The organism is Bradyrhizobium sp. Kon58, assembly GCF_055807455.1.
This window is the reverse complement of record NZ_JBVVOT010000002.1, coordinates 376,821-394,438: the sequence shown is the minus strand read 5'-3', so window position 1 is coordinate 394,438 and position 17,618 is coordinate 376,821. Positions and strand designations below refer to the sequence as shown.

Sequence of the window (17,618 nt, the reverse complement as noted above, 5' to 3'; positions counted from 1 at the left end):
AATCCATGCCACAACTCTCTCGCCGCCGCCATCTTCAGCAATTGTCGGCCGTGGTCGGATCCGCCGCGTTGTCAGGATGGTCGAGGCCGGCAGAGGCTTCGGAGGCAGACATTCCTCCCGAGGGCATCGGCAAGGGGATCAAGCACGTCTCCTATAGCGACATCGGCGGACGGCCCGACAGTGTGCAGGTGATGTTCAATCGGCAGCACGTCTATGTCGGGCACATGTTCAGCGACGGCGTGACGATTCTGGACGCATCCGATCCGCGTGCGCTGAAGCCGGTCAATTTCTTCACCGCAGGACAATACACCCGCACCCATCATTTACAGGTGGCGGAAGACCTGCTGCTGCTTGCGAACGGCGCCAACATCGTCGCGATGCAGTCCTACGACAACATGCGCGGCTATTTCGAGAACACGCTGGTCGACAGCATCACCAAGGCCAAGAAATTCCGCTCCGGCCTCTCGATCCACGACATCTCGAAGCCGAACGAGATGCGCGAGATCGCGTTCCTCGAAATGCCCGGCTTCGGCATCAACCGTCTGTGGTGGCCGGGCGGCCGCTATGCCTATGTGTCGGCGCATCTCGACGGGTTCACCGACCACATCCTTTGCGTGGTCGATCTCAAGACAACAAGCCGGAGATCGTCGCGAAATGGTGGCTGCCGGGCATGAACCGCGCGGCCGGCGAGCCGGCGACGCCGAAGGGCAAACGCTTTGCGCTCCATCACATGATCACGGCGGGTGATCGCGGCTACGCTGCCTGGCGCGATGGCGGCTTCACCATTCACGACATCAGCGATCCCACGAATCCAAAGCTACTGTCCCACATCAACTGGTCGCCGCCCTTCGCCGGCGGCACGCATACGCCGCTGCCGCTGCCCAAGCGACAGCTCGCAATCGTCGCGGACGAAGCGAACGCGGACAATTGCGCCAAGGGCCTGTTCCATACGTTCGTCCTCGACGTGCGGGCGCCTGGAAACCCGGTGCCGATTGCAACTCTGCCGACCCCACGCGACCGCGACTTCTGCACGAACGGCACCTTCGGGCCGCATAATCTGCACGAGAACCGCCCGGGCTCGTTCCAGAGCGAGGAGACGATCTTCGCGACCTACAACAATGCCGGCGTCAGGGTGTTCGACATCAGGGACGCCTTCTCACCGAAGGAGATCGCGTATTGGGTGCCGCCGACACCGAAAAAGCTCATCGACCCCCGCCCGAACGTCGCGCTCGCGGCCAAGACCTGTGACGCCTATGTCCGGCCGGACGGGCTGATGTTCGTCTCCGACTGGAACGCCGGCATGCACGTGCTGCAATATCAGGGATGAGCGATGGGCAGGAGGCTCTGTTCACGTCATGAGACGGGGAATCGTAGCCCGGATGAGCGCAGCGATATCCGGGACCTTGCTGCAAATCTGGTGAGAGCTGTCCCGGGTGTCGCTTCGCTCACCCGGGCTACGAGTGCGGCGATTGCAGCTTCACTCTGCCGGCATCCGCGTCTCCACCAGGCGCGCCCAATAGGACGCGCCATGGCCCAGGATGTTGTCGTTGAAGACATAGGCCGGGTGGTGGCACTCGTTGCCGTCGCCCATGCCGACCAGGATCATCGCGCCGGGGCGCGCTTCCAGCATGAAGGAAAAGTCTTCGGCGCCCATCATGGGAATGAACTTGTCGTTGACGCGCTCGGCACCGACGATGTCGCGGGCGACGTCGGCGGCAAGGCCAGCCTCGCGCGCATGGTTCATCGTCACCGGATACATCCGCGTGTACTTCGTCTCGGCCGAGCCGCCATAGGCGCGGGCGACGCTGTCGGCGACTTCGCCGATGCGGCGCTCGACGAGATCGCGCACCTCAGGGTCGAGCGTGCGCACGGTGCCGCCGAGCTCGGCGACCTCCGGGATGATGTTGAAGGCCGTGCCGGAGTGGAATTGCGTGATCGAGATGACGGCTGATTTGAGCGGGTCGACGTTGCGCGACACGATCGATTGCAGCGCATTGACGATCTGCGAGCCGATCAGCACACTGTCGACAGATTTGTGCGGACCCGCGCCGGCATGGCCGCCCTTGCCGTGGACCGTGATCTGGATGTTGTCGGAGGAGGCGAGCATCGCGCCGGGCGTGGTGGCGAAATGGCCTTCGGGCAGGCCCGGCATGTTGTGCATGCCGTAGACCTCCTGGATGTTCCAGCGCGTCATCAGCCCGTCCTCGACCATCGCCTTGCCGCCGCCCCCGCCTTCTTCCGCGGGCTGGAAGATCACGACCGCGGTGCCGTCGAAGTTGCGGGTCTCGGCGAGATATTTGGCGGCGCCGAGCAGCATGGCGGTGTGGCCGTCATGGCCGCAGGCGTGCATCTTGCCGGGGACCTTGGAGGCATAGGCGACGCCCGACGTCTCCATGATCGGCAGCGCGTCCATGTCGGCGCGCAGGCCAATGGTCTTGCCGGAGGCGGACTTGCGGCCGCGGATCACACCGACGACGCCGGTGCGGCCGATCCCCGTCACCACCTCGTCGCAGCCGAACTCGCGCAAGCGGTCGGCGACGATGCCGGCGGTGCGGTGGACGTCGTATTGCAGCTCCGGGTTCTCGTGGAAGTCATGGCGCCAGGCGGCCATTTCGTCGGAGAGGGCGGCAACGCGATTGACGATGGGCATGAGGAAGGTCCGCCTTGATTTGTAGCCCGGATGAGCGAAGCGACATCCGGGATCTTTGTGAGGGAAGTCCCGGGTATCGCTGCGCTCACCCGGGCTACGAATGACGATCAGCTTTCGCCGAACACGCGCTTGAAGATCGTGTCGACGTGCTTGAAGTGATAGCCGAGGTCGAACTGCTCCTCGATCTCGGCGTCGGTGAGATACTTCTTCACTTCAGCGTCGTTCTTCAGGAGCTGGAGGAAGTCGCCTTCGCCGCGCCAGACCGGCATGGCGTTGCGCTGCACGAGCTTGTAGGCGTCCTCGCGGCTCGCGCCCTTCTGCGTCAGCGCCAGCAGCACGCGCTGCGAATGCACGAGGCCGCCGAGGCGGTCGAGGTTCTTCTGCATGTTGGCGGGGTACACCAGCAGCTTGTCGATCAGGCCGGCGAGGCGCACCAGCGCGAAATCGAGCGTCACGGTCGCGTCGGGGCCCATCATGCGCTCGGCGGAAGAGTGCGAGATGTCGCGTTCGTGCCAGAGCACGACGTTTTCCAGCGCCGGCGTCACATAGGCGCGCACCATGCGCGACAGGCCGGTGAGGTTTTCCGACAGCACCGGGTTGCGCTTGTGTGGCATCGCCGACGAACCCTTCTGCCCTTCGGAGAAGAACTCTTCGGCTTCCAGCACTTCGGTGCGCTGCATGTGGCGGATCTCCACCGCGAAACGCTCGACCGAGGAAGCGATCACGCCGAGCGTCGAGAAATACATCGCGTGGCGGTCGCGGGGAATGACCTGCGTCGAGATCGGCTCGGGGACGAGGCCCATGGCCTTGGCAACATGCTGTTCGACGCGCGGATCGATCTGGGCAAAAGTGCCGACCGCACCTGAGATGGCGCAAGTCGCGACTTCCTTCCGCGCCGCGATCAGGCGTTCCTTGGCGCGCGAGAATTCCGCATAGGCATAGGCAAGCTTGAGGCCGAAGGTCACGGGTTCGGCGTGGATGCCGTGGCTGCGGCCGATGGTCGGCGTCATCTTGTGCTCGAGGGCGCGCTTCTTCAGCGCCGCCAGCACCTTGTCGAGGTCGGCGAGCAGCAGGTCGGCGGCGCGGGTGAGCTGGACGTTGAGACAGGTGTCGAGCACGTCGGAGGAGGTCATGCCCTGATGCACGAAGCGCGCCTCGGGGCCGACGATCTCAGCGAGGTGGGTGAGGAAGGCGATGACGTCGTGCTTGGTCTCGCGTTCGATCTCGTCGATGCGGGCGACGTCGAAAGTGGCGTCCTTGGCCTTGGCCCAGACCGTTTTGGCGGCCTCCTTGGGGATCGTGCCGAGCTCGGCAAGGGCGTCCGCCGCATGCGCCTCGATCTCGAACCAGATCTTGAACCGGGTCTGCGGTTCCCAGATCGAGGCCATTTCCGGGCGAGTATAGCGGGGGATCATTGGACTGCTCCAGGAAGGTGGGCGGGCGACCCAGAAGGGGGCGACCTGCCAAAATGTTTTTTACGCCGTGATCTAGCAGAGCAGGGAGGGCGAAACAAACGGCACCGGCAACGTAGCGGGGGATGATTGGGCTGGACAGGATCATCGGCCCGGCGGCGGTAGGGCGATGGGTGGCCGGTCTCAAGAGGGATGCCCGCAGATATTAACTGTCAATCACGGATCATTGACTGACAGATATTGAAATCTGTCAGCGAGACGTGTATATCCATTCTCGGACGCTCCGATTGGGCGTCTGGCGGCATCCCGGGAGCCCGACGTCCCAAGCAAATGTGGGATTGAGGGTCGCAATTGAACAACGGGGACCGCCAATTGATTGGAGACTTACGACAATGACGACCGAAATCATCAATTTGACCGGGACGATTGGGCACTGGCTCAATTTACTGGTGGCGCGCCAGATCGCGGCGCAGGCTGCAAAACTGCCTCATTAAGGCGAGAGCTTTCCGAAACGACCGGCACGGGCGCTTCGGAAGCAGCTCCGTCGGCGGGTAACTGAACCCTCAACGGGAACATGGTGCTGGCATGAACGAAGCCGTTATCTTGACGCCGGAGCGGATCCTCGAAGTCACCGAGGACGTGCTGCGGCGTTACGGACTCGCCAAGGCCACCGTGGTCGACGTAGCCCGTGCGCTCGATGTGAGCCATGGCAGCGTCTACCGCCATTTCCCGAGCAAGGCCTCATTGCGCGAGGCCGTCGCCAAACGCTGGTTGGACCGCATAGACGCGCCCTTACGCCAGCTCGCCGAAGAGCAGGGTCCGGCGCCGGCGCGGCTCGACCGCTGGCTGCGCACGCTGTTCGCCGCCAAACGTTCGCGCGTGCTCGACGACCCCGAGATGTTCGACACCTATCTGACCCTGGCGCGCGAGGCCTGTGCAGCCGTCAAATGTCACAAGGACACCATGATCGACCAGATCGCGGCGATCCTGTCCGATGGCGTGACGCAGGGCGTGTTCGCCGTGGACGACGTCAAGGCCACCGCACGCGCCATCTTCGACGCGACCGTCCGCTTCCACCATCCGGCTCATGCCGACGAATGGAAGGACGCCGATCTCGCGGCGCGCGTCGATGCGACGCTGGCGCTGGTATTGCGCGGGCTGAAGGCGGCGTGAGGTTGCGGAGCCTGCGCGGCATCGCAGCTTGGGGCTTGATCCGCTCCTGCTCATGACTTTGGCGATCGGCAGGATGACGGGCCTGGCCTCGACGATTCTGTCGTGACCACCATCCCATCATCCTGCGAGGGTTTGAGTCGTCAGATGACGAAGTCCGTTGGATGCAGGGCCGCCGTGTGCACGCCGTCCAACGTGATCGTATCGCTGGCGGTGAGGTGGATCACGGCATCGCCAGCGCTATTGTCGCCGATGAGGCTGGAGACGGCTGCCCAGTCCGCGAAGCCGTAGTCATGCAGGTTGATCAGGTCATGCTCGCTGGTGGTGCTGCCGACAGCCTGGTTTCCTTGATTGAAGTCGTTGATGATGTCCTGGCCGGAGCCCGTGTTGAACACGAACGTGTCGTTGTTCGGGCCGCCCCACAGGAGATCATTGCCGCCGCCACCGTTGAGGGAATCCGTGCCTCCGGTGATCGAGCCGGGTGAGGAAGGCGCGTAGCTCATGGCATCGCCCGCCAGGCGATCGGGGCTCGATCCGCCGGTGAGAATGTCGTTCCCGCCGTGAGCATTGCCCGACATCGTGGGAGCGTCGCCGTACAACGTCGTGCTGAAAGCAGCTCGCTCGCCATCGACGACGGCAGTGAGGATATCGTTCCCGCCCTGGGTATTGTCGGACATGGACGTTCCGGAATCGCCCGACAGGCTTCCTCCTCCGAGCTGGGCGTCGCTGCTCGCCGCAAAGGTCAGGATGTCGTTTCCGCCGACCGCATTGTCGGTCATGGCGCCAGTGGCATCGCCGCTGAGTGCGTCGCCGCCGCCATTTATCCCATAGTCCGTCGCGCTCAGCGTATCATTCCCACCGTGCGCATTGCCGCTCATGGCACCACCAGCGTCCCCGCTGAGCGACCCCAACGATCTCCATCCGGTCGACGCCGTCAGCGTGTCGTTTCCGCCTTCCGCGTTGCCCGACATGTCGCCTTGGACGTCGCCATAGAGATAAACATTGGTGTAGAGCGAGTTGTGGGCATCGACATTGAGGGTGTCGTTACCGCCCTGGGTGTTGTCCGCCATGGATTGGGCATCACCAACGGCGACGGCACTATCCCAGCCGCCATCCACGTTCACCACGAGACTGTCGTTTCCTCCGTGAGAATTGCCATGCATGGCCACCAGGTCTTCCCCAACGAGCGTCACGTTCGAGTTGAGACTCGATATGGCTGCCGTCAGCGCATCGTTTCCGCCCCAGTCATCGGTTGCCAATCCGGGATCTCCGAGCACGGTCATGGATTGACCGAAGTCCGGCAGGGTGACTGCGATAGTGTCGTTTGGCAGTTGGTGCATGTCGCTTCACTCCGATTTCATTTCAGTCGCGGGGCCTGAAAGCAGCGGAGCTCTTTGCGAGACGCGCTGTGGCCGCGCTTGACGTTGAATCTGCTCGGAGTTGATGGCGGAGATTTGCTTTGGGTTGGATTCATTGCGACCGAAGGAACTTCGGCGCAGCGTGGCGGAACTCGACCGACGTCAAGTCTACCGCGCGCGCCATCTTCGATGCGACTGTTCGCTTCCACCATCCGGCCCCACGCCGACGAGAAGGACGCCGATCTCTCCGCGCGTGTCGATGCGACGCCCGCGCTACGCGGGCTGAAGGCGTAGGCCAACTTCCTTCACGCGTTCCGAAGCCGTCACACCTGACGTGACCTGTCGCGGTTCTATCTCAGACCTTATGGGCAACGCTGCCATTGCCGAGCGAGCGCGGATGATGGGTCTTTTTCCGCGGACGTAAGGCGGCGTTGGCCGATGGCACGACCGACGGGCTTTCCGGATAGGTATTGACTTCGATTTCGACCACGTCCTTTGACCGCTTTCGAAGGCGGTAGAACGCAAGTTCCTGTTCGAGAATGGGGCAGTGGAATTGGATCGTCGCTGTGTCTGGCAGACGGCAGAGCTCATCGATGAGCTCGCCGACAGTGATGATCGGGGGATGATGGATGGCTTCGCGGATAGCCTTACTCATGGCGCAACTCCCTCACTCCGCTACTAACCTCGGCGCGACGGCGTCAGTTCCAATCCCACTCGGCCACACATGATCTAAAGGTGCGAGCCACGCCGGCGCCCTAGAGCGCGGGCGCCAAACGCGAGCTGCGCAACTGCAATATGCCGAACGGGTCTTCGCGCCCCGCGAATTTGCGATAGGTCGCAAGGTCGTCAAGTGTCGGACCTTCCCCGCGTCTGACATTCACGCCCGCAACCGTTGCAACCGGAATCGACGTGCCGAGGCCTGCGTAGAGATAGTTGTCGCCGAAAGCCTTCTTGAGCGCGGTAAAAGTCGGCTCACCGGTGCAATGTCCCGGGGCTACGCTTTCCACCTTGAACCTGTCCTTTAGGGCGGTAACGACTTTCGCGATAGCTTCGTCAGGTGCGACGACCAGATGAAATCCTCCCGCGATGAGATGAATCCTGGGATTGATACCCGTCGCCGCTTCGACGATGCGCTCGATCCCGGGGTGCGAGCAACCGACCAGAAGGACCATGCCGTCGGCCGTGTTGACGGCCAAGGACAGCTCCTTGAGTTCTCTCGTCCCCGGTGCGTCGGAAATCAGCGAGATGAGTGTGATACCAGGAGCGATCTCGGTGGTCTGATCGATCAGTTCGAAGTTCGCGTGGGCCCACGCGGTGCCGAACTTCATCACCGCGGGCGGCTTGCCTGCATAGTACCGCATCTCCGGCGGCAAGGCCTCGTCTTTCCGGTAGAAGGAGGAAGGCAGAGACGAGCCGTAGATGCCAAATCCTTCCTTCGGCGCGTAGATCTTGACGGTTGGATTGATGCTCAGGAGGTAGGACAAGCCCGCCATGTGATCGGAGTGGCGGTGCGACAGAACGACAAAGTCGAGGTCCGAGAGATCAACTCCCTTGGCCTTCACGTTCGCCGCGAAGATTTCGGGATCGTTACCCGTATCGAACAGGATGCGTTTTCCCGCGATTTCGACAAGGGCGGAGAAACCCCAGTCCTTCGTCATCGCCTCATCTGTGCCGAAGGCGTCATAGAGAATCGTGATCTGGTTTTTCGCGTCAGCTGCCGCGCTTTCGGTGAGCCCGGCCGCGAAAGCGCTGAAGGCGATCAGTGCTGCAAGAAGACTGTCCCTGATGTTCATGAAAGCGTCTCCTGTTGTCGTGCAAGACATACAACGGGAACGAGGGCGGCTCTCGAGAGCCGTCCAAATTGGCTCTCGACAAAAGATCGGAGCCGGACACACATCCGCTGGCCGCTTGATGCCGTGCCTGTGGCGGAGCCTAGCACAATCTAAGAGAGACTTGGAGACCTTCGTTGGGGGTGGCCAGTCGGGAACCAGATATTGTGGTCGCAGCAAACGGCACGCCGTCACCCTCTAGATCTTCGTCAGCCCACAATTGGCCGCCAATCGCACGAGCTGCGCATCCGTGCGCGCGCCGGTCTTGGTCTTGATCAGATAGTGATAGTTCTGCACCGTCTTGACGCTGAGATTGAGATGCGCCGCGATCTGTTCGGTCGTGGCGCCGCCGGCGAACTGGCGCAGGATCTCGATCTCGCGTTCGCCCAGTTGATCGAGCGCCGAGCCCGCCGACAGGCTGTCCTCGGCCAGGATGTGCGCGATGTCGTCGCTCATCGCGCGTTCGCCGCGCGCCACGCTGCGGATCGCGGACACGACCGCGGACGGCTCGCTGCTCTTGGTGACGAAGCCGCTGGCGCCGGCACTGAAGGCTGCCTTCACCAGCACGGCCTCGTTGTGCATGGTGAAAACGAGGATCCGCGCCCGCGGGCTGCGCGCACGGATGTTGCGGATGGCTTCCAGCCCGCTCGCGCCGGGCATCGAGATATCCAGCAAGACCACGTCGGGATCGCGCGCCTTGAAGGCGCTGTAGGCATCCGCGGCGTTGTCGGCTTCCGCCACGACATGCAGATCGCCCTCGCTTTCCAGCACGCGCCGGTAGCCTTGCCGCACGATCGGATGGTCGTCGACCAGCAGCACGGAGATGCCTGTTGCCGCAATCTCGTTCATGCCGGCCTCACGCGGCGAGCGGGATGGTGGCGGCGACGCTGAGTCCGCCTCGGGCGGGCAGGATCGAGAATGAGCCGCCGGCCGCTGCGACGCGCTCGCGGATGCCCGTGAGGCCGAAACCGGCCGACTGCTTGACGCGTGCTGCGTCGCCGCCACCATCGTCCTCGACACGGATCAGCAACGCATCGTCGTCGCCCGCGCGCCGTTCCACGCTGAGCGAAATCTCCCGTGCCGCGCCGTGGCGCAACGCGTTGGTCAGGCATTCCTGGGCGACGCGATAGGCGGTGGTGGCGGCCGGGCCGCTGATGTCGGTGAAGTCGCCCTTGAGATCGAGCTGGATCGTCGGTCGCGCCGCGCTCTGCGAGCGCCAGCTATCCACCAAATTCACGAGGCTCGCCTCCAGTCCAAGCTCGACGGGCAGGGGATTGCGCAGGCGCTTCAGCGCGTCGCGCAGCGAGGCCATCAGATGATGCGTGGCCTGCGAGATCATCCGCGCGTCCTGCACGATGTCGTCGCGCTTGTCTGCTTTCGTGCTCGCCGTCTCGATGGTGTTGGCGAAGGCGAGGATGGCCGAGAGATTTTGCCCGAACTCGTCGTGCAGCTCGCGGGCGAGCGCGCGGCGTTCGTCGTCGCGGATCTCGATCAGGCGCCGCGTCAGCGCCGCGCGCTGTTCGGTGGCTTCTTCCAGTCGGGTGCCGAGCGCGTCGACGGCGCCGCCGATCATCGCCAGTTCCATCGAGCGGAAGCGCGGCAATTTCGTGCGATACTGACCGCGGGCCATGCGCTGCAAGGCGGTGACGATGGTGCGCGCCGGCGCCAGCGCATGCGCGATCGCGAGCGAGGCCAGTAGCGCGATCGCCGCCGCCATCAAAAGCGCGACGTCGATCACGTTGAGGATGTACTCCCAGGCGAGCGAGATGGCGGCTGCTTCATCCGGCGTCGCGACCACCGTTCCGGCGGTCGCCGCACGCGGACTGACGGGCCGTATCGCTTCGGCATGGCTGCCGAGGAAGGTCGGCACAATCGACGCAAACCAGCGCGGCGGCGCCTTGCCGAGGCCCTCGCTCTGGCCGCAGAGCGGCTTTTCGAATGCGATGGCCGGTTGGAATTCGACGCAGACGCCGGGTGAGATCAGCTTCATCGTCTCCAGCGTGCGCCACTCCGGAACCGGCAGAAGCTGCTCGCGTGTTCTGCTGCTACGCAACAAGAATTCGCGCCAGTACAGGGCTTGCAGCGCCTGGGCGACCCGCTGCGCCGAGGCCGCAGTCGCCCGGTCGACGCTGCGATAGGCGTCGAACGTGGCCCAGATGGTCGCCGCCCCGAGGCAAAGCGCGACGATGAGAAGCAGACGGGCGACAAGCTGAAGCACAAGGCGCATGCGATCACCCCAAAGTTTGGTAAGGTCAGCCTAACAACGCCGCCGCGCCTTGCCAATTGCGAGGCACGGCAAGATGGCAGCTCGGGCAAATTTCCCAAGCCGGATTGGGCATGGCTCTTTGGACCGGGCGCGACGGCTTTGATCTAATGGGCGGAATTCACGGCCAGGAGCGGTGCAGCATGAGTTCGATGACGATTGGGCCGATTGCGGGGTCTGCTGCCGACCCATCCGAGCGCAGCGCGCTCCTGTTCTGGATGATCTTCACCGGGCTTTCGATCTTCGCCGTGGTGCTGCTATGGCGGTTCGGCCTGGTCCGTCTGATGCTGACCTCGGACCGGACCTACATTTCCAGCGTGATCGCGCTGCTCTATGTCCTAACTTGCGGTCACTGCTTCCTGCGTACGCGGGCCATTGCCCGTGAGGGCGCGGCGGCCCGGCGCTGCCGCGCGCTGCTCGCGGCGCCCGAGGGCGGCAAAGTGCTCGATGCGAGCGCGACCGGATTGCCGCGCGGCCTGGTTCGCGACCATATCGAGAGCCTGGTGACAAAGGCGGCCGCGCAGGACTACCGCCCGGTGGACCAGACGCTGCTGCTGCGGACGCTCGCCGACCGCTTGCGCGGCTCCAACGGCTTCGGCGCCTTCGTCTCGGATACGCTGATGAAGCTTGGCCTGCTCGGCACCATCGTCGGCTTCATCATCATGCTGGCGCCGATTGCGGGGTTGGATGCCGCCGACAAGGTCGCGATGCGATCCTCGATGGGACTGATGAGCGACGGCATGGCGGTCGCGATGTACACGACTCTGGCGGGCCTGGTCGGTTCGATCCTGGTCCGCATCCAGTATTACATGCTGGATGCCGCGACCCAGAAGGTGTTCTCGGATGCGGTGGTGCTGACCGAGACTTATGTGACGCCGGTGCTGGAGCGCAAGGGCGCTGGAATCGCGACATGATGGATGATTTCGGTCTCTATCCGCGCGAGGAGCCGTTCGATCCCTTGGGCGTGATGCTGTTCAAGGCGCTCCAGGTGATCGCTTTTCTGTTCTTCCTTGCGTTGCTCGCGGTCTCGCCGGACGCCAAGGACGGCAAGATCGATTCAAAGGCCGAGTTCATGATCACGCTGGACTGGCCCGACAGCCATCCCGACGATCTCGACCTGTTCGTGCAGGATCCCGTGGGCAACATCGCCTGGTACCGCCACCGCGAGGCCGGCTTCCTCACGCTCGACCGCGACGACCGCGGCGGAGCCAACGATTTCATCGTGGTCAACGGCAAGAAGATCGCCTCGCCGATCCGCGAGGAGATCGTCACGGTGCGGGGCATCGTTCCCGGCGAATACACCGTCAATGTCTCACATTTCGTGGCTACGACCGGCGAGCCTGTGACGGCCAATGTGAAGGTGCAGAAGCTCAATCCCACGGCGCAGGTGGTCTTCGACAACAAGTTCACGGTCGATCACACCGGCGACGAGAAGACCGCGGTGCGGTTCCGGCTCGATGCGGAGGGCAAGGTCGTCAATGTGGATCAGCGGCCGAAATCGCTGCTGGAGACGTTTCGCAGCGGCTGGCGCAACGGCGCCGATCTCGACCCGAGCACTGGCGTGAGCAGGAACGCTGTGAGAGTGCGCCGTGACTAGCCTGCAGACGGTCATCCTTACGCTATCGATAGCTTACGCCGTCATCGGCGCGCTGCTGCTGGTCGTGTTGGTCTATGCGCGGCTGCACTGGTCGATCAAGGCCGTTGCGGTGGTCGTGACCAGCGCCTTCTATGTCGTCAGCTTCACGGAAATGCGCGGGCTGCTCGGCTGGGCCAGCGCCGGCCGGCTGCCGGCCTCCTTCAAGCTGCTGAAGGCCCGCATCGTCGAGCCGCATTCGCTGGAAGGCGATCCCGGCTCGATCTATCTCTGGGTCGAGCAGCTCGACGAGGACAATCGCCCGAGCGGCATACCGCGCGCCTTTCGTGTGCCCTACAATGACAGGCTGGCCGACAAGACCCATGCGGCGGAGAACGAGATCGCGCTGGGACATCCGCAAGGCGGCCGGGCCGCCGATTTCGGCGGCGGCGATGGCAGCCTCATCGACATGGTCAGGGAATATGTGACGCCCAAGACCATCCTGGAGACGAGCGGAGGCGATTCCTCGACCGGCGAATTCCTGGCGCCACCGGCCGGCGCGCAGGGCGCCGTGTTCACCCCGATTCCGCCGCCCCGGATGCCGCCGAAGGACGAGCAATAGGCTCTTCACCATCGCGACAGGGCAGCGCTGGCAAACCGCGCGCCGCTGGCGCATGTTCTTGACCTCCCTCAATTTGGCCTTATCGGCTCCCAATAGGGTTCGAGGGTGGAGGGTGCGTGCTTCTCGCTGTCTTCTCGGATATCCACGGCAACCGGCAGGCGTTCGAGGCGTGCCTGAAAGTCGCGCGGGCGCGTGGCGCCGAGCGGTTCATCCTGCTTGGCGACTTCGTCGGCTATGGCGCCGATCCGGAATGGGTAGTGGATACCGCGATGGAGCTGGTTGCCCAGGGCGCCGTCGCGGTGCGCGGCAATCATGACCAGGCGGTGAATTCCTCGGCCGAGACCATGAATGCCGAGGCGCAAATCGCGATCGAATGGACCCGCGGCCGGCTCGACACCGCGCAGCGGCGGTTCCTGGCAGAATTGCCGATGCTGGTGGAGGACGGCGATCGCCTGTTCGTGCATTCGGAAGCCTCCAGTCCTCGAAGCTGGCACTATGTCCGATCGACGGCGGACGCCGCCAAAAGCCTGATCGCGACGCCGGCTCATGTCACCTTCTGCGGCCACATCCACCGCCCGGCGATCTATTCGATGTCGGTGACGGCGAAGATGTCGGGACTCGTGCCCAAGACCGACGTCTCCGTACCGCTGCTGCGCGGGCGGCAATGGCTTGCGGTGCTTGGTTCGGTCGGCCAGCCGCGCGATAGCGATCCATCCGCGGCTTTCGCGCTGTTCGACACGGTCTCATGCCTGATCACCTATTGCCGCGCGCCCTACGATGTCGAGACGGCCGCGAACCGGATCCGTGAGAACGGCCTGCCGCATTGGCTCGCCGACCGGCTGTCGCAGGGGCGCTAGAGGCCGATGCCGAAACCCCTCGTCAAATCAGGCGCAGAGATCGACGGCTACACGATCGGCGAATGCGTCCATGCCGGCGGCATGGCGACGCTGTGGACGGTCACCCATCCCGGCATCGACGTGCCGCTGCTGATGAAGATTCCGCGGGTGTCGGAGGGCGAGGACCCCGCGGCGATCGTCTCCTTCGAAATGGAGATGATGATCCTGCCGCGGCTGGCCGGGCCGCACGTGCCCTCAAGCTTCGGCACCGGCGATTTCGCCCACCAGGCCTATGTCGTGATCGAGCGCATCTCCGGGACCACGCTCTACAAGCGGTTGCCCGACCTGCCGCTGCCGTATGACGAGGCGCGGCAACTCGTCGCCAGGATCGCGACGGGGCTGGCGGATTTGCACCGGCAGAACGTGATCCATCACGACATCAAGCCGAGCAGCATCATGTTTCGCGAGAGCGGCGAGGCGGTGCTGATCGACTATGGCCTGTCGCATCACAACCATCTGCCGGACCTGTTGCAGGAGGAATTCCGCCTGCCTTACGGCACCGCGCCCTATATGGCGCCGGAACGGCTATCAGGGGTGCGCGATGATCCGCGCAGCGATCTGTTCTCGCTTGGCGTGCTGCTCTACTTCTTCACGACCGGCGAGCGGCCGTTCGGCGAGGGCGAGACGCTGCGTGCGATGCGGCGCCGGCTGTGGCGCGATCCGCACCCGCCGCGCGGCTTGCGCGCCGACTATCCGCCCTGGCTCCAGGAGGTGGTGCTGCGGTGCCTTGAGATCGAGCCGGTGCGGCGCTATCCGACGGCGTCGCAACTCGCCTTCGATCTGACCCATCCGGACCAGGTCAGGCTCACGATGCGCTCGGAGCGAATGAAGCGCGATCCGCTCAGCGTCGCCTGGCGGCGCCGGTTCAACCAGGGTGTCATGGCGCCCCGCGCGAAATCGGATGTCGCAGCCCAGCTCGCATCCAGCCCGATCGTCGCGGTCGCGCTCGATACGGCGGAAGGCGAGCCGGAGTTGAACGAGGCTCTGCGCATGACGACGGAACGCATTCTCGCCACGCTGCCGTCGGCGCGGCTCGCATGTCTCAACGTGCTGAAGCTCAACCGCATCGCGATCGACAGGACGCTGGATGAGCAGGGCTCCAACAAGCATATCGACCGGTTGGTGGCGCTCAGGCACTGGGCCACTCCGCTCAAGCTGGATGAGAGCCGGCTGTCGGCTCACGTGCTGGAAGCCGTCGATCCCGCGGCGGCCATCCTGGAGTTTTGCGAGGTCAACCACGTCGACCACGTCATCATCGGCGCGCGGCAGGGCTCGTTCAGGCGCACGCTGCTCGGCAGCGTCTCGGCCAAGGTGGCCTCGGAAGCGGCCTGCACCGTCACCGTGGTACGGCCGCCGCGAATGGCAGCGGATGCGGGCGAGGAGGCCGGATAGCGCCGCGCTCTGGATCCTGGAGGTTCAGGCCGCGTGAGCGGTGTGGACGGAGCGCTTGCGGCGGATCGGCCAGGAGAATTGCGGGCCGGGCTCGCCGTGATCCGCGCTGCCGCCGAAGAACTGGATGATCTCGCGGCAGGGCTCGCAGTTGAACAGGTTACGCGACGCGGACGCCTTGGTCATTTCCTTCAGGCAGTTCGGGCAATGCGGCTTCATGAGCTTGGTCCAGAAAAAAATTCAATGCCGGCGCGGTGACCGGAGCGGGTGATCCTGGTCCGTCTCGGGCCCGGTGTCGTCGCGCATCTCGCCTTCGGTGCGTTCGAGCCGACCGAAGAAAAAATCGAGGTCAGGATGTGGGCGCCGCGGGATGCGGCACCGGCGCTTCGGCTGACGCTTCACGAGCGCGATCTGCATGGGGTCAGGCCCGATACCAGTCGCGACGAGCGATGCGGGTCGAGCGAGCCGAGACCTTCACCGGTCCAGCCGATGGACCAAACACAACAAACGCACAAAAACCAAGCCACAACGCCACGCCAGTCCAAACCAGGGTCGTCGTCATGATGTGCTCCCGCGAAAACAGGCAAGAATCACTAGCGGTGATTTGCGCGAATCAGGGAAGCCCGGAGGAGTACGGATCAAGGTTGCAAATTTAGGCATTGCGCGCCGCAACACCCGTAGAAGCCGCACATCTGTGGAGCTGCGCGGGCCCTCAGATCGCCTCGCCGCGTGCACCCGCGGCGGCGTTGCGGATCGCGGCGATGTTGGTCTTGTAGGCGTCCTGCGTGCCGCCCCTGAACACGGACGTGCCCGCGACGAAGGCGTTGGCGCCGGCTGCGGCGAGGGGACCTGCGACGTCGGCGCCGACGCCGCCGTCGACCTCGATGTCGATCGGACGGCCCGCCGTCATCGCGCGGATGTCGCGGATCTTGCCGATCGCGGAGGGGATGAAGGCTTGGCCGCCGAAGCCGGGATTGACCGACATCACCAGCACGAGGTCGACCAGGTCCAGAACGTATTCGAGCGCGCTGATCGGCGTGCCCGGATTGAGCGAAACGCCGGCCTTCTTGCCGAGAGCGCGGATCGCCTGAAGCGAGCGGTGCAGATGGGGACCGGCCTCAGCATGCACGGTGATGTGGTCGCAGCCGGCTTTCGCGAAGGCCTCCAGATAGGGATCGCAGGGCGAGATCATCAGATGCGCGTCGAAGATCTTCTTGGTGTGCGGGCGCATCGCCTTGATGACGTTGGGGCCATACGAGATGTTGGGAACGAAGTGCCCGTCCATCACGTCGAGATGGATCCAGTCGGCTCCGGCGGCGTCCACGGCGCGCACCTCCTCGCCGAGCCTGGAGAAATCCGAGGCCAGGATCGAAGGCGCGATTGCCAGGGGGCGGGGAGCGAAGGCTTGGGTCATGGCGGTTTCCCGTGGCGGCCGTGAAAGATGGACTCGCCTAACATGGGCTTCTCAGCCGGGCAATGCAGGGGCGGCGTGCTTCCTGTGGGCGGAAATTTCTGCCGCGACCGGCATGAATTGCCGGTGTTCCCGGGCCGTGCAAAGCGCGGTGAAAGCGGATTTCATTGAGCTTTTTGCGCTGGCACGGCGCTTGCTGACTTCACCTGAACAGAACATTGGCCGCGGCATGCCGCATCGGTTGGAGTTGTGCAATGTTGTTCGCTCTTGGGGCCGTATCGAGCGCGCTCGACGCGATCCAGTCGCTGACGAATTCGAAATCGTCCTCGTCGACGCAGAAGACGGGGTCCTCGCAAAAGCCTGCGACCAATCCGTTCGCGATCGACAGCGGCAGCAACAGCACGACCGGCGCGACCTCGTCGGTCAATGCGGGCAAAACCCCGCAGATCTCGCCGGAGACGATGAACGCGCTGTTCGCCGCGCAGAGCCAATCCTCGGACAGCACCGGCAGCGCCGCCAGCTCGACCTCGTCGAGTTCGACGTCCTCGACGCGCCGCGAGGCCGCCTTGAAGGATCTGTTCTCGCAGATCGATGGCGACGGTGACGGCAAGATCACCAAGTCGGAATTCGAGAATGCGCTCGGCGCCGGCGGCACCAACCTCGCGCAGGCCGACGACGTTTTCTCGAAGCTCGATTCGAATACCGACGGCAGCGTCAGCCTTGATGAGATGTCGAAGGCGCTGAAGAGCGGCCATCGCGGCCACCATCACGCGCAGGGTGCGAGCGATGCCTCCGGCAGCGGCTCGGATTCCTCCTCGCAGGCCAAGGGCGGCTCGACCTCGACTTCGACGACCGGCGCCGACGGCTCGACCACCACCACCGTCACCTACGCCGACGGCTTCAAGATGTCGACGACGGTCCCGGGCGCCTCCAGCCCCCGTAATTCGGCGTACGATCTGTTCGCGCAGTTGATGCAGCGGCAGGGCGGGCAGGGACAAGGCGCCTCAGCGGCTGCCGGTTCATCGATGTCGATGAGCGTGTAACC

General features: G+C 64.2%; 18 protein-coding genes and 2 pseudogenes. 9 read left to right on the top strand and 11 right to left on the bottom strand.

Going from position 1 to position 17,618, the window contains the following annotated elements:
• Positions 1 to 5: 5 nt before the first annotated feature.
• Positions 6 to 1,327: pseudogene (locus AC0L20_RS05715) on the top strand (LVIVD repeat-containing protein).
• Between the two features lie 150 nt (positions 1,328 to 1,477).
• Here AC0L20_RS05715 and AC0L20_RS05710 read toward each other — a convergent pair.
• Both AC0L20_RS05710 and purB read right to left on the bottom strand, forming a co-directional pair.
• On the bottom strand, positions 1,478 to 2,650 hold the full coding sequence (locus tag AC0L20_RS05710) for a M20 aminoacylase family protein (protein WP_473287764.1): 1,173 nt from the start codon (positions 2,648 to 2,650) through the stop codon (positions 1,478 to 1,480).
• 107 nt (positions 2,651 to 2,757) lie between these two features.
• Complete coding sequence (gene purB, locus AC0L20_RS05705) at positions 2,758 to 4,065, bottom strand: adenylosuccinate lyase (RefSeq protein WP_473287763.1); 1,308 nt, start codon at positions 4,063 to 4,065, stop codon at positions 2,758 to 2,760.
• 582 nt (positions 4,066 to 4,647) lie between these two features.
• Here purB and AC0L20_RS05700 point away from each other — a divergent pair.
• Positions 4,648 to 5,235 (top strand): TetR/AcrR family transcriptional regulator, encoded by a 588-nt coding sequence (locus tag AC0L20_RS05700; RefSeq protein ID WP_473287762.1) that lies wholly within the window; start codon positions 4,648 to 4,650, stop codon positions 5,233 to 5,235.
• Between the two features lie 140 nt (positions 5,236 to 5,375).
• Here AC0L20_RS05700 and AC0L20_RS05695 read toward each other — a convergent pair whose 3' ends face one another.
• Entirely contained in the window at positions 5,376 to 6,572 is a 1,197-nt protein-coding gene (locus AC0L20_RS05695; protein ID WP_473287761.1) for a calcium-binding protein, read from the bottom strand.
• Positions 6,573 to 6,748: 176 nt separating this feature from the next.
• Here AC0L20_RS05695 and AC0L20_RS05690 point away from each other — a divergent pair.
• A pseudogene (locus tag AC0L20_RS05690) lies at positions 6,749 to 6,884 on the top strand (TetR/AcrR family transcriptional regulator); the annotation flags it as partial.
• A gap of 61 nt (positions 6,885 to 6,945) precedes the next feature.
• Here the strand turns inward: AC0L20_RS05690 and AC0L20_RS05685 are convergent.
• The 4 genes from AC0L20_RS05685 to AC0L20_RS05670 form a co-directional block, all read right to left on the bottom strand.
• Entirely contained in the window at positions 6,946 to 7,245 is a 300-nt protein-coding gene (locus tag AC0L20_RS05685) for a hypothetical protein (RefSeq protein ID WP_473287760.1), read from the bottom strand.
• A 100-nt stretch (positions 7,246 to 7,345) separates the two neighbouring features.
• Positions 7,346 to 8,383 (bottom strand): MBL fold metallo-hydrolase, encoded by a 1,038-nt coding sequence (locus AC0L20_RS05680; RefSeq protein WP_473287758.1) that lies wholly within the window; start codon positions 8,381 to 8,383, stop codon positions 7,346 to 7,348.
• Between the two features lie 234 nt (positions 8,384 to 8,617).
• Positions 8,618 to 9,268, bottom strand: coding sequence for a response regulator (locus AC0L20_RS05675; RefSeq protein WP_473287757.1), 651 nt, complete (start codon positions 9,266 to 9,268; stop codon positions 8,618 to 8,620).
• 7 nt (positions 9,269 to 9,275) lie between these two features.
• A complete protein-coding gene (locus tag AC0L20_RS05670; RefSeq protein ID WP_473287756.1) occupies positions 9,276 to 10,646 on the bottom strand; it encodes a sensor histidine kinase in 1,371 nt (456 codons plus the stop codon).
• A gap of 179 nt (positions 10,647 to 10,825) precedes the next feature.
• Between AC0L20_RS05670 and AC0L20_RS05665 the strand changes: the two genes are divergently transcribed.
• From AC0L20_RS05665 to AC0L20_RS05645, 5 genes are all read left to right on the top strand, one after another.
• On the top strand, positions 10,826 to 11,596 hold the full coding sequence (locus AC0L20_RS05665; RefSeq protein WP_473287755.1) for a MotA/TolQ/ExbB proton channel family protein: 771 nt from the start codon (positions 10,826 to 10,828) through the stop codon (positions 11,594 to 11,596).
• Positions 11,593 to 12,279: a hypothetical protein gene (locus AC0L20_RS05660; RefSeq protein ID WP_473287754.1), complete on the top strand. Its 687-nt coding sequence runs from the start codon at positions 11,593 to 11,595 to the stop codon at positions 12,277 to 12,279. Before AC0L20_RS05665 ends, AC0L20_RS05660 begins: the two co-directional genes overlap by 4 nt.
• Positions 12,272 to 12,877: a hypothetical protein gene (locus AC0L20_RS05655; RefSeq protein ID WP_473287752.1), complete on the top strand. Its 606-nt coding sequence runs from the start codon at positions 12,272 to 12,274 to the stop codon at positions 12,875 to 12,877. Before AC0L20_RS05660 ends, AC0L20_RS05655 begins: the two co-directional genes overlap by 8 nt.
• Before the next feature lie 116 nt (positions 12,878 to 12,993).
• Positions 12,994 to 13,734: a metallophosphoesterase family protein gene (locus AC0L20_RS05650; RefSeq protein WP_473287751.1), complete on the top strand. Its 741-nt coding sequence runs from the start codon at positions 12,994 to 12,996 to the stop codon at positions 13,732 to 13,734.
• Positions 13,735 to 13,740: 6 nt separating this feature from the next.
• The gene (locus tag AC0L20_RS05645; protein WP_473287750.1) at positions 13,741 to 15,165 is read left to right on the top strand and encodes a protein kinase domain-containing protein; all 1,425 of its coding nucleotides are present in this window, start codon (positions 13,741 to 13,743) and stop codon (positions 15,163 to 15,165) included.
• A gap of 24 nt (positions 15,166 to 15,189) precedes the next feature.
• On the opposite strand, the gene AC0L20_RS05640 is transcribed toward AC0L20_RS05645, so the two are convergent.
• The 4 genes from AC0L20_RS05640 to rpe form a co-directional block, all read right to left on the bottom strand.
• Positions 15,190 to 15,381, bottom strand: coding sequence for a hypothetical protein (locus tag AC0L20_RS05640; RefSeq protein WP_007602380.1), 192 nt, complete (start codon positions 15,379 to 15,381; stop codon positions 15,190 to 15,192).
• Positions 15,382 to 15,402: 21 nt separating this feature from the next.
• Complete coding sequence (locus tag AC0L20_RS05635; RefSeq protein ID WP_473287749.1) at positions 15,403 to 15,579, bottom strand: hypothetical protein; 177 nt, start codon at positions 15,577 to 15,579, stop codon at positions 15,403 to 15,405.
• A 4-nt stretch (positions 15,580 to 15,583) separates the two neighbouring features.
• Positions 15,584 to 15,724, bottom strand: a complete 141-nt coding sequence (locus AC0L20_RS05630) for a hypothetical protein (protein ID WP_007602382.1) — start codon at positions 15,722 to 15,724, stop codon at positions 15,584 to 15,586.
• Positions 15,725 to 15,874: 150 nt separating this feature from the next.
• Positions 15,875 to 16,576 carry a ribulose-phosphate 3-epimerase gene (gene rpe / locus AC0L20_RS05625; RefSeq protein WP_473287748.1) on the bottom strand — a complete coding sequence of 234 codons (702 nt, stop codon included), beginning with the start codon at positions 16,574 to 16,576 and terminating at the stop codon, positions 15,875 to 15,877.
• Between the two features lie 251 nt (positions 16,577 to 16,827).
• Here rpe and AC0L20_RS05620 point away from each other — a divergent pair, with 251 nt between their 5' ends.
• Complete coding sequence (locus tag AC0L20_RS05620; protein ID WP_473287747.1) at positions 16,828 to 17,616, top strand: EF-hand domain-containing protein; 789 nt, start codon at positions 16,828 to 16,830, stop codon at positions 17,614 to 17,616.
• Positions 17,617 to 17,618: the final 2 nt, after the last annotated feature.

Excerpts from the sequence above, each read along its gene's own strand:
- purB (WP_473287763.1), bottom strand. The coding sequence starts at position 4,065 with ATGATCCCCCGCTATACTCGCCCGGAAATGGCCTCGATCTGGGAACCG.
- AC0L20_RS05675 (WP_473287757.1), bottom strand. The coding sequence starts at position 9,268 with ATGAACGAGATTGCGGCAACAGGCATCTCCGTGCTGCTGGTCGACGAC.
- AC0L20_RS05665 (WP_473287755.1), top strand. The coding sequence starts at position 10,826 with ATGAGTTCGATGACGATTGGGCCGATTGCGGGGTCTGCTGCCGACCCA.
- AC0L20_RS05620 (WP_473287747.1), top strand. The coding sequence starts at position 16,828 with ATGTTGTTCGCTCTTGGGGCCGTATCGAGCGCGCTCGACGCGATCCAG.
- AC0L20_RS05685 (WP_473287760.1), bottom strand. The coding sequence starts at position 7,245 with ATGAGTAAGGCTATCCGCGAAGCCATCCATCATCCCCCGATCATCACT.
- rpe (WP_473287748.1), bottom strand. The coding sequence starts at position 16,576 with ATGACCCAAGCCTTCGCTCCCCGCCCCCTGGCAATCGCGCCTTCGATC.
- AC0L20_RS05660 (WP_473287754.1), top strand. The coding sequence starts at position 11,593 with ATGATGGATGATTTCGGTCTCTATCCGCGCGAGGAGCCGTTCGATCCC.
- AC0L20_RS05710 (WP_473287764.1), bottom strand. The coding sequence starts at position 2,650 with ATGCCCATCGTCAATCGCGTTGCCGCCCTCTCCGACGAAATGGCCGCC.
- AC0L20_RS05645 (WP_473287750.1), top strand. The coding sequence starts at position 13,741 with ATGCCGAAACCCCTCGTCAAATCAGGCGCAGAGATCGACGGCTACACG.
- AC0L20_RS05670 (WP_473287756.1), bottom strand. The coding sequence starts at position 10,646 with ATGCGCCTTGTGCTTCAGCTTGTCGCCCGTCTGCTTCTCATCGTCGCG.
- AC0L20_RS05635 (WP_473287749.1), bottom strand. The coding sequence starts at position 15,579 with ATGCAGATCGCGCTCGTGAAGCGTCAGCCGAAGCGCCGGTGCCGCATC.
- AC0L20_RS05640 (WP_007602380.1), bottom strand. The coding sequence starts at position 15,381 with ATGAAGCCGCATTGCCCGAACTGCCTGAAGGAAATGACCAAGGCGTCC.
- AC0L20_RS05630 (WP_007602382.1), bottom strand. The coding sequence starts at position 15,724 with ATGACGACGACCCTGGTTTGGACTGGCGTGGCGTTGTGGCTTGGTTTT.
- AC0L20_RS05695 (WP_473287761.1), bottom strand. The coding sequence starts at position 6,572 with ATGCACCAACTGCCAAACGACACTATCGCAGTCACCCTGCCGGACTTC.
- AC0L20_RS05700 (WP_473287762.1), top strand. The coding sequence starts at position 4,648 with ATGAACGAAGCCGTTATCTTGACGCCGGAGCGGATCCTCGAAGTCACC.
- AC0L20_RS05680 (WP_473287758.1), bottom strand. The coding sequence starts at position 8,383 with ATGAACATCAGGGACAGTCTTCTTGCAGCACTGATCGCCTTCAGCGCT.